Origin of the sequence: Haloferax volcanii DS2, assembly GCF_000025685.1 — an archaeon.
Lineage (GTDB): Archaea > Halobacteriota > Halobacteria > Halobacteriales > Haloferacaceae > Haloferax > Haloferax volcanii.
This window is the reverse complement of sequence record NC_013967.1, coordinates 1,970,994-1,985,858: the sequence shown is the minus strand read 5'-3', so window position 1 is coordinate 1,985,858 and position 14,865 is coordinate 1,970,994. Positions and strand designations below refer to the sequence as shown.

At 60.8% G+C, this 14,865-nt stretch carries 12 protein-coding genes; 3 read left to right on the top strand and 9 right to left on the bottom strand.

All coding sequences use genetic code 11. The features are described from left to right. Positions 1–500 precede the first annotated feature (500 nt). The 5 genes from HVO_RS14890 to HVO_RS14870 all read right to left on the bottom strand — a co-directional run bounded on the left by HVO_RS14890 (position 501) and on the right by HVO_RS14870 (position 5,652). Positions 501–1,658 carry a sialidase family protein gene (locus HVO_RS14890; protein WP_004042004.1) on the bottom strand — a complete coding sequence of 386 codons (1,158 nt, stop codon included), beginning with the start codon at positions 1,656–1,658 and terminating at the stop codon, positions 501–503. 63 nt (positions 1,659–1,721) lie between these two features. Beyond that, the gene (locus HVO_RS14885; protein ID WP_013035616.1) at positions 1,722–2,555 is read right to left on the bottom strand and encodes a hypothetical protein; all 834 of its coding nucleotides are present in this window, start codon (positions 2,553–2,555) and stop codon (positions 1,722–1,724) included. 11 nt (positions 2,556–2,566) lie between these two features. Further along, a complete protein-coding gene (locus tag HVO_RS14880) occupies positions 2,567–3,670 on the bottom strand; it encodes an ABC transporter ATP-binding protein (protein ID WP_004042002.1) in 1,104 nt (367 codons plus the stop codon). Positions 3,671–3,790: 120 nt separating this feature from the next. Continuing rightward, a complete protein-coding gene (locus tag HVO_RS14875; RefSeq protein ID WP_004042001.1) occupies positions 3,791–4,711 on the bottom strand; it encodes a carbohydrate ABC transporter permease in 921 nt (306 codons plus the stop codon). Next, entirely contained in the window at positions 4,708–5,652 is a 945-nt protein-coding gene (locus tag HVO_RS14870) for a carbohydrate ABC transporter permease (protein WP_013035569.1), read from the bottom strand. Before HVO_RS14870 ends, HVO_RS14875 begins: the two co-directional genes overlap by 4 nt. A 159-nt stretch (positions 5,653–5,811) precedes the next feature. On the opposite strand from HVO_RS14870, the gene HVO_RS14865 reads away from it, so the two are divergent. Then, positions 5,812–6,609 (top strand): aldo/keto reductase, encoded by a 798-nt coding sequence (locus HVO_RS14865; protein ID WP_013035394.1) that lies wholly within the window; start codon positions 5,812–5,814, stop codon positions 6,607–6,609. Positions 6,610–6,869: 260 nt separating this feature from the next. On the opposite strand, the gene HVO_RS14860 is transcribed toward HVO_RS14865, so the two are convergent. Then, a complete protein-coding gene (locus HVO_RS14860; RefSeq protein WP_004041998.1) occupies positions 6,870–7,805 on the bottom strand; it encodes a dihydrodipicolinate synthase family protein in 936 nt (311 codons plus the stop codon). Positions 7,806–7,938: 133 nt separating this feature from the next. Continuing rightward, positions 7,939–9,150, bottom strand: a complete 1,212-nt coding sequence (locus tag HVO_RS14855) for an ABC transporter substrate-binding protein (protein WP_049941507.1) — start codon at positions 9,148–9,150, stop codon at positions 7,939–7,941. Positions 9,151–9,471: 321 nt separating this feature from the next. Between HVO_RS14855 and HVO_RS14850 the strand changes: the two genes are divergently transcribed. Then, complete coding sequence (locus HVO_RS14850; protein WP_013035345.1) at positions 9,472–10,710, top strand: four-carbon acid sugar kinase family protein; 1,239 nt, start codon at positions 9,472–9,474, stop codon at positions 10,708–10,710. Next, positions 10,710–11,717 carry a 4-hydroxythreonine-4-phosphate dehydrogenase PdxA gene (gene pdxA, locus HVO_RS14845; protein ID WP_049914808.1) on the top strand — a complete coding sequence of 336 codons (1,008 nt, stop codon included), beginning with the start codon at positions 10,710–10,712 and terminating at the stop codon, positions 11,715–11,717. The genes HVO_RS14850 and pdxA overlap by 1 nt, the downstream gene beginning before the upstream one ends. Positions 11,718–11,786: 69 nt before the next feature. Here the strand turns inward: pdxA and HVO_RS14840 are convergent, their stop codons facing one another. Then, the gene (locus tag HVO_RS14840) at positions 11,787–12,551 is read right to left on the bottom strand and encodes an IclR family transcriptional regulator (RefSeq protein ID WP_004041993.1); all 765 of its coding nucleotides are present in this window, start codon (positions 12,549–12,551) and stop codon (positions 11,787–11,789) included. 720 nt (positions 12,552–13,271) lie between these two features. After that, positions 13,272–14,732 carry an FGGY family carbohydrate kinase gene (locus HVO_RS14835; protein ID WP_004041992.1) on the bottom strand — a complete coding sequence of 487 codons (1,461 nt, stop codon included), beginning with the start codon at positions 14,730–14,732 and terminating at the stop codon, positions 13,272–13,274. Between the last annotated feature and the right edge of the window lie 133 nt (positions 14,733–14,865).

The following is a 14,865-nucleotide window of genomic DNA, read 5'->3' as shown; positions in this document are numbered from 1 at the left end:
AGCGTTTCGCGCAACCGGGTGGCGCCGTTCACTTCGCTCTCCCACGGGTAGAGTATAGCGAAGTCAGTCTCCCGAGAGCACCGACTAATATAGTATTAACTAAGCAATAATATACCACGAGGTGACGCATCGAGTCGAATCGCCCAATTAAACAAGTCTAGCTATCCACGTATTGAATGTACTATTCAGTAGCGTATGTTCTGAAATCTAGTTAAAAAGTGTAATGAACGCTATTTTGAATTTAGGATTAATATCTACCGAATCAGATAGAAATCCAAGTTCCCCATTATATTGTATAGTTCTCACAATATTTTGTTGTCCGAATTACGTCCTCGATGACATCGTCGCATGCCTACTCGGGGAGACTAACGGTCCCGCGGACTGCGCCGCGGACGACGAGCGAGACACCAGTAGGGGTGCATCGAAACAGCGACTCATCTGACGAGACGGTGCCACGGCCATGGAGTAAAAGCGCGGTTACGAGGTTGTTCGCCGGGAAATCACCGCTCGGTGAGTAGTTCTGTCGGGTCGAATCGAGTGGCCGCGATGTGTCGTGGACCCCCGTCGACAGCGACGTCGTCGTCCTGTTCGTTGAAATAGTACGTGGCGAGGATGGTCCCGTCGTCGAGCACGGCCGCCCGCGGGTAGCCGAGGTCGTAGTTCGCGCCGTCGTCGCGGAGAATCCATTCGCGGCTCCACGTGGCACCGTCGTCGTGACTCACGCGGGCGCGGATGCCGTACGGCGGGTGGCGGTAGCCGTAGATGCACACGAGCGACCCGTCGTACTCAAGGAGTTTGCTCGGTGCGCCGAGGTCGTTCACGCGCGAGACGAACGACCAGTTGCGCCCGTCGTCGGTCGAGCGATAGATTTCGGTCCACTCGCAGTCGACTGATATCTTACACCGAACGGCCGCGACGAGCGTCCCGTCCTCGAGCAGGACTGGCGAGGGACACAGCATGCGGTACTTCTCGCTCCCGTCGATCTGCGACAGGAACGTCCAGTTCTGCCCCCCATCGAACGACGCGTACACGATTGGCACGTCGTGGGGGTCGCTTCCCGTCTTCCCCGTCAGCATCAACAGGAGCGTACCGTCTTCGCGAGTGATGTACGACGGACGGCCCTGTATTCGCTCGAAGTCGAACATCGGGAGGCGCTTCGCGTCGCTCCACGAGTCCCCACCGTCGTCGGACAGCTTCACCCAGGGAACCGCGTCCGAGGCCGCTGAATGCGGAGACGACCAGCAGGCCATGAGGGTATCCCGATTCGAGAAGTCGTGGGGCTCGATGTCCGGAGTCTCGTTGTAGAGCACCTGTTCGGAGGTCTCGACGTTATCCGAGATGACCCCGTCGTCCGTCCACGTGTCGCCGCCGTCGATCGTTCGCATCGCACGGATAGCGCCGTAGGTCTCGATGCGTGCGTGGCTCAGCTGATTCTGCTTGTTCTCGGTCGGGGAGACGACGCTCCCGTAGCGAACGACCTTGGCGTCGTGGAGGTTCTCGGGCACCGAGTAATCGCAGTCGTGGTTGATGAACGCGACGACTACGCCATCGTCGGTCTTCCACATCCCGCCGTTGAAGGGCCACGCCGAGAACTCGCCGTCACCGTGGTAGACGACGGTGTGTTCGGCACTCTCGACTCTCTTGGGTGAATCTAGCATGCGTCTGTTTCACAGAGTTGGGGCGGGGGTATTAAAGATACCGCAGGCGGTGGTGAAAACGGGTCACGCCCCGACGACTTCGACGAACGAGGCGTCGCAGTCCGCACACCGCATCGTCGTGACGGGTCGCGTCCGACAGCACGTCGCTTCGGTTCGACGCTGAAAGTCGGGGTCGCCGCCGCAGGTCGGGCAGCGGTCGAGGAACAGTCGAAGCTCGCCGAGGGCGATGCCTCGCGTTCGCGAAGACAGCCCGTGCCATCCCGGGAGTTCGCTCGCCAGCGCAACCGCACCGGCCGCGTCGGCGAGGAACGCTTCGCGCGAGGGCCACCGACCGGCGTGCGCCCCATCGACGGAGACGGCGAAGTCGCCGGCCGATTCGTCGACGACGAACTCGGACGACTCGGCATCGACAAGCGCGGACTCCGAGAGTGCGGCGTCTACGTCGGCACCGATAGCGTCGAGTGCGTCCGTCCACGCACGACGAACGGCGTCCGTCAGACAGAGATCCGCCCCGCCGTCGCACGGCACAAGCACGCCGTGTTCGACGAGGACGTTGTCGCGGTCGCGGTCACTCACGTCGGCCGGTTCCGGATGCGAATCGAGGGCCGTCTGTGCCGACCCGTGTTCGAAATACGCCATCGCCCGCGAGGGGAGGTATCGCTGTGTCAGGGTCGGTGTCCCCGGTATCAGATACCCCCGGAGACCGATGACTGCGGCCGACGCCGCGAGTGAGACAGCACCCAAGAGCGGCGACCCCGCCCACGCGACGACTCCGGCGAGGGCAACGGCGAAAACGGCGTTCACGCCGGTACAGGGGAGACACCGATTATCACCCGTGTACGCGGGATTCCTGACGCGATCGAGCACGGTCGAGCCGCGGTGACGTAGCCAGTGCATCGGTCACCTCGTCATACGTCCGGGCCGCGGGTCACGACGTCGTCGGAGCCGGAATCGAAGAGATGCGTCGCCCGAGTCTCGATAGCGAGGCGAACCACCTCGCCTTTTTGGTAGGAGTTGTCGGCCGGGAGCGTCACCCTGACTTCGCCCTGCGGGCCCTCGATGGTCGCCAGCATCTGCTTTCCGATCCGCTCGATGAGGGTGATTTCGCCTTCGAGATCACCGTCGTTCCGGTCGAGCCTGACGTCTTCGGGCCGGACGCCAACCGTGACGCCGTCGCCGACGCCGACCGCCGTGGAGTCGACCACCTGAAGCTCGACGTCTCGACCGTCGACCGATACGACGACCGTCTCGCCGCTCGCGCGGTCGACGGTGCCGTCGAAGAAGTTCATCGACGGGTTGCCGATGAAGTTCGCCACGAACCGGTTCGCCGGCCGCTGGTAGAGTTCGTCGGGCGTCCCGATCTGCTCGATGCCGCCGTCGTTGAACACCGCGATACGGTCGCTCATCGTCATCGCCTCCTCTTGGTCGTGCGTCACGTAGATTGTCGGCTTCTCCACGCGGTCGTGGACGCGCTGGATTTCCTTGCGAATCTCGACTTTGAGCTTCGCGTCGAGGTCGCTCAGCGGCTCGTCCATCAGGAACGCCTCCGGTTCGTGGACGATGGTTCGCGCCAAGGCCGCCCGCTGTTGCTGGCCACCGCTGAGTTCGCCGGGGTACTTCTCCAGTAGTTCTCGAATCTGCATGATGTCCGCGGCCTCTTCGGCGTTCTCGTGTCGCTCTTGCTTCGGAACGTTCCGGACTTTCAGCGGGTAGGAGATGTTCTCTTTCACCTTCATGTGTGGGTAGAGGGCGATGTTCTGGAACATCATCGCCAGATTCCGCTTGTGAGCCGGTTTCCCCGTCATGTCCTCGCCGTCGAACCGGATACTCCCGCTCGTCGGCGTTTCGAGGCCCGCGATACAACGGAGCGTCGTCGTCTTCCCACACCCGGACGGGCCGACGAACGTGAAGAAATCGCCTTCGTCGATGCTGAAGTCGATACTATCGACGGCCGTGATCGTTCCGGACGGCGAACTGAATTCTTTTCGCAGGGAGCTAACCTCAATAGTCATTGATTGACAACCACTCACACGTTATTCGACGGGGACATTATACGTTTCGGTGAACGCAGGATCTCTGCTGCCAGAACGGACGAAAATGAGAGGGTTGTCGAAGGACCGCGTGGTCGACTGTTACATCTGTCCGCCGACTTCGAACCCTTCGAGGAGGTACTTCTGGAGCGCGAAGACGAAGATGAACGCCGGGATTACCATCATCACGCTCGCGGCCATGACCTCTCCCCAGAGAGTCTGTTTCTGAATCGTGAACATGTGGATACCCACGGTGAGCGGCCAGTTTTCACTCGTCGGCATGATGATTCGGGGAATCGTGTACGCACCCCACGCCGTTGCATACGAGAAGATGGCTACCGCGATGACACCGGGTTTCGCCATCGGTAGTGCGATCTCGTAGAACGCCCGGAACGGCGACGCGCCCGCCATCTGGGCGGACTCTTCGAGCGAGATGGGAACGTTCTGGAAGAACTTCCACATCAACCAGATGCCGAACGGCAAGGCGGTCGCGGTAACCGCCAAGATGAGGCCGAGGTGGCTGTTGATGAGGCCGATGCGACTCCAGAAGATGAACATCGGGATCGCGAGCAGAATCTGCGGGAACATGTACCCGAAAAGAATGATTCTCGCGAACGTCTTCTTGTGTGGGATGTCGATGCGCGTGAGCCCGTAGCCAGCCAGCGTCGACATCGATGTCGTGACCACGACGACGCCCACCGAGAGAATCATGCTGTTTTTGAAGTACGTCGGGAAGTTCGTCCCCTCGAACGTGTTGACGAAGTTCTCGACGGAGAATATCTGCGGTAGCAGCGTTTGCGGAACGTTGTAAATCATGTCCGTCGGCCGTAGCGCCGTACTGACCATCCAGAAGATGGGGAAGATGACGACGAACAGCTGCAGCACCAACAGGGCGTTCAGCGTCAAGTTCCACCCCGTCGACCGACCCTGGTGCGAGAGGTGCGTCAGCGGGTTCCACGGCTTGTCCACGGTCCGCTGTTTGACGTTCGACCACTTGCGTCCGATGTCGTTACGAATGCTCATTCTGCACGCACCTCCTCAGACGGCTCGAAGATCCGGAAGTACAACACTGCCGCGACCAACAAGACGAGGAACAGCACGGTCGAAACGGCCGCGGCGATGCCGAGCCGACTCGTCCCGAAGGCGATGTTGTACGCGTAGATGGGTGCGGTCGTCGTCGCTCCTCGCGGTCCTCCTTGCGTGAGGACCCAGATGTAGTCGAAGGTGTTGAACATCCACACCGCACGCAGCAGCAGCACGATAAAGAACACACCCTTCAGGTTCGGCAGGGTGATATCTCGGAATCGCTGGTAGGCCGTCGCACCGGACATCTTCGCCGCCTCATAGAAGCTCTCGGGGATAGCCTGCAGTCGAGCGAGCACCATCACCGTGACGAAGATAGAGTCTTTCCAACTACTCGTGAGAATCGCCGCGAGCATCGCCGATCCTTGGTCTCCGAAGAACGACACGTACCCTTGGGTGAGACCGATCTGGACGGCGAGCTGGTTGACGATTCCCCACTGCGAATTGAGCATCCAGAGCGCCATGAAGCCGATGACGGCGTTCGGGATGAGGTACGGGAGAATTGCGAACGTGCGCGCGATATTCACGAACTTGAACGACCGGTTGAGCAATAGCGCGAGAGTCGTCCCGAAAATCACCTGAATGACGACCGAGCCACCCGCGTATATCACCGACCGGTTGAGCGCATCGTAGAACGAGTCGCTCGTCAGGAGCGACTCGAAGTTCGCAGTCCCGATCCACTGCCACTCGTTCGAGAAGGCGTTGATGTTGAAGAAACTCGCGCCGATGACGCCGATAATCGGAACGAGATTCACGAACGTGAAGAGTAGCATCGGCGGGAGAATCGTCAGCGCGGTCAATACCTTCTTTTTTGAGAGGAACTCGAACACCTCGTCTCGTAACTCTCGAGCCCGGGAGCCATGCTTGTTGATTGTACTCATGGAACGTGCCAATTCTTCATGAACCAACGGTAAAAACCTTCCCATCAGTACAGTCACAGCTGTTCGAGAGACGAACGAAGACTCCAGTCACCCGATCCACTGTCTTCTCGCGTCCCCCCATAGATTATTATAGGATCACCCGAGAACGTACTGACGATCATGGTATTTAGCGAGCCAAGAGTAGGCTTCGGGACGTGGCAGAACACTGATCCGGAGGCCTGTGCCGAAAGCGTACGAACGGCACTAGAGATGGGCTACCGACACATCGATACCGCACAGCTGTATGAAAACGAAGCCTACGTGGGCGATGGAATCGAACGAGCGGACGTCGACCGAGAGGAGATTACCCTTGGGACGAAGCTCTGGCCGGGGGACCTCGCGTCTGACCGTGTCCACGACGCAGTCGACGAGAGTCTCGAACGTCTTGGCGTGGACTATCTCGACATCCTCTACGTTCACTGGCCAGCGAAGGACTACGACGCCGTCGACACGCTCGGCGCGTTTTCGGAGCTTAGAGACGAGGGGCTGATTCGGCATCTCGGCGTGAGTAATTTCACTCCCGAACTGCTGGACGAGGCACAGGCGGCCTGCGATGCCCCAATCGACGTCAACCAGGTCGAGCTTCATCCACTCCTCCCGCAACCGGACCTCCTCGAGTACTGTCGCGGTCACGACATCGAAGTCGTCGCCTACTCCCCGCTCGCCCGCGGGAGGGTCTTCGAGATTCCGGAGATCACCGACATCGCCCGTGAAAACGGCCTCAGCGAGGCACAGGTCGCCATCGCGTGGCTGCTCTCGAAAGACGGCGTTAATCCCATCCCGAAGGCGTCGAGCGAGGCGCACATTCGAGGGAATCTCGAAGCCACGGACGTCGAACTCACCGCTGAGGAACTCGACCGTATCGACGATATCAACCGCGAGCTTCGAATCGCCGACCGAGACTGGGTCGACTGGTAACCTCGAACGCTCGGCGCGAATCGAACCGAGCCGAGATCTGTTTTTGCGGTCGTGCTGCGAGCGGGACTCGAGAACTGGAACTCCCACGGCAGAACCGACGCCAGCGACGACGAGTGTCCGCTCGATGATTGTCGGCGCGTTCGTCTCAAGGGGGGCGGCTATCGAAAAGAGCGGACGGGTGGCTGGAAGAGTCCATCCGATTGGCAGGCTGTTTCGAGGTCTGACGGACAGACCGGTCGGTGCTGGCCAGCTTCTCCGTCCTAATCGTCGGCGTGGACGATTTCTCTCGTTCCTCGGTCGTGCATCTGTGAGACTGCGTCCTCAATGGCCGCGCGCTTCTCGTCACCGTCTTCGACTCCGTCGAAGGGATGGAAGAGACAGCCCGCATCGCGTCCGAGCACGTCGATCGCCGTTTTCTCGCCAGCGGGGAAGTTCGATTCGTAGTTCTCCATCGCGGCGCGGATGAGCGGGACAAGCGCGAAATGAAGGTCTCGGGCACGGTCGTAATCGCCACGTTGTGTGGCTTCCCAGATTTGGACGGAGATGCGTGGACAGACACTACTGATACCCACGATTCCGCCGTTGACACCCAATGTGTACGTTGGGAACTGGCCGATGCTCATCCCGCCAAGCACGAAGCCGTCATCGCCGATGGCTCGGAGATAGTGCGTCAGATTGCCGAGCGTGCTGCTGACTTTGATGCCGACGACTTCCGGGATGTCCCGGACGAGGTCACCGACGAGTTCCGCGTCGAGGTCGAGCAACGACATGACGTCGTAGATGACGATTGGTAACTCGGAAACATCCGCAATTGCGCGGTAGTAGTCGCGGATCGAGTCGTTGTCGGCCATGTGCGAGCCGACGTACCCCGTCGGTGGCATCGCCATGATGAAGTCCGCACCCGCGTCACGAGCCAGTTCCGCTTTTACGGTGGCCTCGCGCGTCTGTCGTGCGATGACTCCCGCGACCACGGGAACGTCGCCGTCCACTTCGTCGACCGCGACGTCGTAGAGTTGCTTGAGTTGGTCGTCGGTCATTCGCATCCCTTCGCCGGTGCTTCCGCCGACGACGACGCCTGAGACGCCAGCATCGAGATGGTAGCGAATCTCATCTCTGAACGCGTCTTCGTCCAACTGACCGTCGGCGTCGAGCGGGGTGATAAGCGGTGGATTTACGCCGTGTAGTTCGTGTTTCATCTGTTTGTTGAGGTCGTATGTGAGTCGATGTGTGGATTCGAGTGTACTTGGAGGTGGTCTGCTGGTCTGGTTACGGGTTCCTCGACAGGGCGAGGTGAGCGTGCCTGTGGCCGATGTGTCTACGCATGTATTCTCATGGCCCCTTCGCCTGGTTCAGCGACTCGCGAGCCTTCGCTGCGACTTGGTCGACTGCCTTGCCCGGGTCCATGTCCTCGCTGATCACGAGTGAGATGGCAGTCGAGCCCGGCCGAGTCGTGAAGATGGAATCGACGTACGGGTTCGGCGGACTCGTCTCGTGTGCCGGTGGAATCGCGTCGGTCACCGACTTCCACGCCTCGATATCCGCGTCGGTGTAGGAGTCCGGAAGCTTCTCGCGCATGTCGATCTCCTCTTTCTGTTTCGGGTACAGCGGCGCGTTCTGAATGTTGATGTAGCGCTCGTAGTACTCCGGCTGGAAGATGAACTGATCGAGGAACGTCTTGGCCATGTCCGTGTTCGACCCCTGGAACGAGCAGATGGACTTGATGACGCCGAAGAACTTCCCCGGTCCGTCTGGCCCCGGGATCGGAGCGGCGCGAATATGCTCGTGGAAGTCACGCTCGCGTTCGATGGACTGAATCTTCGGCCGCGCACCACCGTACGTCGTATGCGCCGACGACTCAGTATGAAGTGCGTTGATCCGCTCTTCACAGCCGATGTCCGAACCGGGGCCGGTGTAGGGCTGGAGTTGCTTGCGGAATTCGAGCATTTCGATCCAGCGCTCGCGGTTCTCTCCCTGGTCGATCGAGACCACAACCTCACCGTCATCGTTTCGAGTCGCCATGTTCGCACCGTTACTTCGGAGGAAACACTGAGCGACGAGTTCGCTACAGTAGTGCGTCGACCACGGAAGCAGCGTCGCGTCGGTCACCTCGTCCGAACCACTGGCTTCCTCCATCCAGCCAACCATGTTCTCCCAGGAGTCTGGTTTCGACTCGGCGATGTCCTCTCGGTACCACTGCAGGTACGGAATCGCGAAGAAGGGAATCGTGTAGTGTTCGCCGTCGCGTTCGAGGAACGACCGCTCGTGGGGCATGCCTAATCGGTCCGTGACCGTCTCGACTAAGTCGGTCATCGGAGCGAGCGTCCCTTGGTTCTGGAGTTGCGTCGATTGCGTCACCGATGTCGGGAACAGCTCCGGCGGGTTGCCGGACTGAATGAGCTGAATGATACGCTCTTGAATGCTCTGTCCCTCTGCGCCGCATTCGAGGGTGACGGACGCGCCCGTCTTGTTTTCGAACTCGGCGAACGCGTCTTCCCAGACGCGCTTGAACACGTCCGAACACTCGTCGGTGACAACGCGCATCTCGCGCCCGCTGTAGTCAGGCCAGCCGTTTTCGTTCACGGTCCCCGTGGTGGTTCCGTCGCCGGATCCCGAACCCGAGCCTGAGCCCGAGCCGTCTCCCCCACCACCGCCAACGCAGCCTGCAAGCCCTGCGACTGCTGAGCCCCCCACGGCCTTGAGGACGGTTCGGCGTCTCGTAGCGGTCCTATCACTGTCTCGGCATTCGTTCGATGCCATGGAATTACGCTTCTTGACTGTAATGTAAATACATTTCTAATCCTTGTTGACATTTATCATGGCACGGCCGAACATTCATAGGCTGGCAACCAAGACTCAGACGGTATGACCGAGTTGAACGCAGTTGTTATTGCAGACGATATCACCGGAGCGAACGACACCGGGAGCCAGTTCGCCAGCCGTGGGTATCGGACGAACGTGGTGTTCGACCCAAGCGCACCGACGAGCTGCGACGTCCTCGTCGTCGATACGGAGACACGGGAAGCACCACCGGCAGCGGCGTACGAAACGGTTCGCGCCGCCGTGTCACAACACGACACCACGCTTCTGTACAACAAGCTCGACTCCACGCTCCGCGGGAACGTCACCGACGAACTGGCGGCGGTGCTCGACGCCGCGACGCCCGACATCCTGTTGCTTGCACCGGCGTTTCCCAGTAACGGGCGGACGACCGAAGACGGCGTCCAGTTGGTCGACGGTGACCCCGTGGTCGAGACGCTTACCGACTCAGAGAACCTGCCTGCAACGTCGTCGGTGGTCGAGCTGCTCTCATCGCTCGCGTATCCCGTCGAAACACTCCCGCTGGACGTCGTAACCAAGGGTACAGGACACGTCCGGTCGAAACTCGCCGAGATAGACCGCAACCGCGACGGGCCGGTAGTCGTCGTCGCCGACGCCACAACTCACACCCACCTTCGGTCGCTTGCCGACGCCGCCAGCCGACTCACAGCCACCGTCGCCTATGCGGGGAGTGGCGGACTCGCGGGGGCGTTGTCGCGTTCGACCGCAGTAAGTGGGGGCCAATCGGTCCTCGGCGTGGTCGGGAGCGTCAGCGAGACTTCGTTCGGGCAACTCGCGCGGGTTCCGGACCAAGCGATCGTTGCGCTGGACCCCGAGACGATGCTCGAGCGTCCAACGGAAGCGGCGTCCGAAGCTGTCGGCCCGGTTCTCGCCGCGCAGCGCGCTCACGGATTCGCCATCGTCACGTCGGCTCCGTCTTCTCGCGCCGTCGACGAAGTGACCCGGAACGCGGACGCGCTCGGACTCGACGAGCACGCCGTCAAAGATCGAATCGCGACGACGTTGCGTGCGACCGTCCGCGGAGTCCACGAGACACGGCCGTTGGCCGGTCTGTTCACGACTGGTGGCTCGACGACCATCGCGGTACTCGACGAACTCGACGCGGAGTCACTCGAACTGACGGGAATCGAACTCGACGACGGCATTCCACTCACCCGAATTCGCGGTGGAGCGGCCGACGAGACCCTCCTCGTGACCAAGGCGGGGTCGTTCGGTGACCCGACGACAATAGTTAATTGCCTCGACTTCATCGGTACGCCGTGATGACAGCAGTAAAGCGACCTCTCGTCGGCGTGACGATGGGTGACCCCGGTGGCATCGGAAGCGAAATAATCGTCGAAGCAGCACCCGAGGTGACCGAGGACGCAAGCCTCGTGGTCATCGGCGACGCGGACGTGATTCGGCACGCAGTCGACCAGTGTGATAGCGACCTGTCGGTCGAAGCGGTCGAGTCCGTCGCAGACGTTCGATCCGACCCATCGACGCTGTTCGTACTCGACCTCGACAACGTCGCGTCGCTGACCTACGGCGAAATCGACGAGGCGTACGGCCGCGCCTCGCTTGAGTACATCGAACGCGCGATCGAACTCGCCATCGTAGGCGACATCGACGCCATCGCGACGGCCCCGATTCACAAGCAAGCGACAGCCCAGGCGGGAAGCGAATTCGCGGGCCACACCGGGATGCTCGCGGCGTACACCGAGACAGATAACTATTCCATGATGCTTATCGAGGGGGGGCTTCGCGTCACGCACGTGAGCACACACGTCCCGCTTCGCGAGGCGTGCGACCTCGTGACAACCGAGAACGTCCTCGACACCATCACTGTCACTAATCAGGGGTTACACGACCTGGGAATCGACGACCCGACGATCGCCGTCGCTGGCTTGAATCCTCACGCCGGCGAGGGGGGACTTCTCGGGACGGAAGACGACGACGCCATCGAACCGGCCGTCGAACAGGCCCGTGAGGCTGGTATCGACGCCGAAGGGCCCATTCCGCCGGACACCGTCTACGTCAAGGCAGCCGCTGGCGCGTACGACTGCGTCGTCTCGATGTACCACGACCAGGGACATATCCCGATCAAGATGCTCGGCTTCGACAGCACCGACACGGTCAGCGGCGTCAACATGACGGTCGGACTGCCGATCATCAGAACGAGTGTTGACCACGGGACGGCGTTCGATATTGCGGGACAGGGAATCGCCTCCGAGTCCAGTATGGTCGACGCGATTCGAACCGCCGCTCGCGTCGCCATCGAGCGAGCGTGACAGGTACATAGAACCCGTCAGGTGGACTCGGCGGCATTTCCAACCAGCGTGGAAATAGTGTCTCGTCGGTTATGCGTGTTCTATCTTGAGTTCGATGATGTTGGTTCCATTGAGGATCTTGTGTGAGAGTTCTTCTTCGACGCGGTCGTCCCGAAGTTTGTTCGAGGGGACGGTCACGCTGATCGCGCCAACGGGGTTTCCTTCGATGTCCTGAATCGGCGCGCCGACACAGCTGATTCCGACGTCTCCTTCGTCTCGCTCGATCGCGTACCCGCGCTCTCGGGTCGCTTCGAGTTCCTCGAAGAGCGCCTCACGCGTATGGATGGTGTTTTCGGTGACCGCTCGAAGCCCCCATTTGTCGACGATATCGTTCACCTCCTCGTCGGAGAAACACGAGAGGATGGCCCGCCCGAAAGCCGGTCGATGGAGGTACGAGTGCTTCCCAACGGGTGCGAGGTCGACAGCAGCGTTGTCGCCGCGTGCCATGAATATCACGACACCGCGGCCGTTCTCCTCAATCGCGAGATTGACCAGTTCGCCAGTCTCTTTGGCCAGGTCGTGGACGACCTTCCGTCCATGTCGGTAGACCGGAAGCCGTTCTCGAATCTTGCCCCCGTAGTGGAGGAACTGAAGCGAGAGTCGGTACTTGCTCCCTTCCTTGACGACGTAGTCGTTCTCCCGAAGCGTCTGCAGGTGCACGTAGACGGTGCTCGTTGGAAGTCCAGTTCGCTCCGAGAGTTCCGTCACCCCTAGCGAGTCCTCCTCGACCAGTGCCTCGATGAGTTCGAGAGACCGTTCAACCGCCTCCAGCGTTCGTGGTTTGTTGGTTGCCATACGATAACACACCATTTCCAACCTGATTAAATATTTGGGTTCAGGACACGATTCGGAACGGTCACTATTGCAGAAGCGAGGCCTGGTCAAGAAAGCGTCTCTGTATCGGGTCGTTGGCCGTTTCATCAGCACCGTTTCGGATAGTGCTCATTGTCTCCATCCCGGGGGTAAGCGGTGTGTCGTAAACGCTCACGAGGAACCTCTTTCCAAACGGTCTCCTGCGTCGCGAGCGAGTGGATAGTTCGCTTGCCTTTCCCGTTATAATGCCACGATTACGAATAAAGGCAGTCGAAACGGACATTTCCACTTCAGTTGGAAACACTAGTCGGGTTGGCTCACGTGGTCCCCAGATATTCCCGGTAATACCCGTGCAAGCACGCGGTCTCGAGCGTTGTCTGGGTATCTCGGCGGCAAGCAAGCGACCAACGGGCACGTAACCCGTTGGGGAAGTCGCTGCTGGTTGGTTTCGCCGTGTGTTCGGTTCCATGCGTGTTGGAAACTGTTTTCACACCGAGTTCTCACGTGATTCAGTCAGCTGCGCGATGGACACTTTGGATTACAAGTGTATGCTTGTAACTCTCCCGAGGTTCATTTCACGAAACACGGGACGTGCTCGTAGTCTCGATCTCACCTTCGACGCGATCGTCTCGGTGCTCAGGTCTGCGCCGTCGGTGTCGCCGGTTGTCGTACAGCCGGCAGGCAAAGCCGGTGCGTTCGGCGTCACTCCCGTTGATAGAACGCCGCGATGTCCCGCCATCGGTCGAAGTAGGCCTCTTTTTGCGTATCGAAGTCCGCGCTGACCGACGGGTCCGGCTCGATAACGTCACGCTCTCGGAGGAGGTTTTCCGCCGCCGTCTCGACGTCGCTGTAAATCGACGTGATGAGCGCGGGAGCCATGACCGCGCCGGCAGTCGTTCGCGGTTCCATCTCGACGACCGGGCGGTCCCATATCGACGCCCGGAGCGTGTTCCACCAGTCGTAGTTGCCGTCGAGCGTCGGCGTCCCGTCGTTGATGACGAGCACGCGGTCGATGTCCGTGTCGAAGTGTTCTTCGACCAGCGAGATGTATGTCCACTCGGTCAGGATGATGCCGGTAATGAGCCCGCGCGCCAGTCGGCCGTGGACCTCCTCGGTCGACAGGGAGTTGTCGTAGTTGAGGCCGAGGAGCGACCCCGCGACGTCGGCGTCGAAAAACGGGCTTCGGTTGCCCTTGAGGAACACCTCGTAGCCGTGGCCGCTCGGGACTTGTCGGGCGAGTTCGAGCCCGCGCTCCGGCGTGCAGTTGAGGACGCGGTCGAAGAACCATCGGAGGAGGTTGCCGGTGTCGAACGACGCACCTGGCAGATAGCCGTCGATGGGGTGGCGGTGGTAGTACAGCGCCGGGTGGGGCGAGACGGACTCCGAGACGTACTTGATGACGCTCGACGCGCCGAAGGTGATGCTGAAGTCCCCGGGTTTGACGCCGCCGTTCGCCAGCACCGAGGCGTTGCCGTCAGTGAGCCCCTGAAAGAGTTTGATACCGTCGAAGTCGGTCCGCTCGGCCAACTGACCGTCGGCGACCCCGATGAACGAGCCGGGGGGGCGAATCGCTGGAAAGAGCGACCGAGGCAGGTCGAGCGTCTCGAACAGCGACTCGAACCACGTGGGGAGTGGCGTCGTCACGTCGGCGCCGAACTTCAACGCGTTCGTCCAGTCGGTCTCGATATCGCGCCACGGCGTCGACGCGTCGAATCGGAGCCGGTACAACAGCCACGTCGTCGGGCTGAGAATCCACTCCACCCGCTGGAACTTTTCGGGGTGCTCCTCGCGAAGCTTCAGAATCTTCGGAAGAGGGCTGGTCGGAGAAAACGCGATATTCTGGTTAATCGAGAGGTCAGACAGGTCGAGGTCGCGGAGCTTCGACGCCTGTTCGGGCGCGGAATCGAAGTACATCTGCGGGGGGAACACCGGCTCGCCGTACTTGTCGACGAGCACGGCGGTCCCCGACGTACTCGCGACCGAGCCGATGCCGGTCTGCGGGAGCGCCGGCGCCGCCTCGTGGAGCGCTCGCTCCCACGCGAGCGTCGTCTGCTCGGCGACGGGTGCCTCACCGCCGGCGAGTCGTTCGCCGTCGGTGCTGTACACATCGACATGCACGCTCGCGGTACCGAGATGAACGCCGACCAGTTGCGGGCTCTCCATACCACGCCGTCACGCAGGACGCCATTAAATCCTTCCGAGGATGGTACCTCGACGAGGGCGCGAGGGCGCAGTTCGGCCGACTGGCAACAGCGGGGTTCCGTTGGCAATAGTTAGCATACGCTCTAGCGAAGAG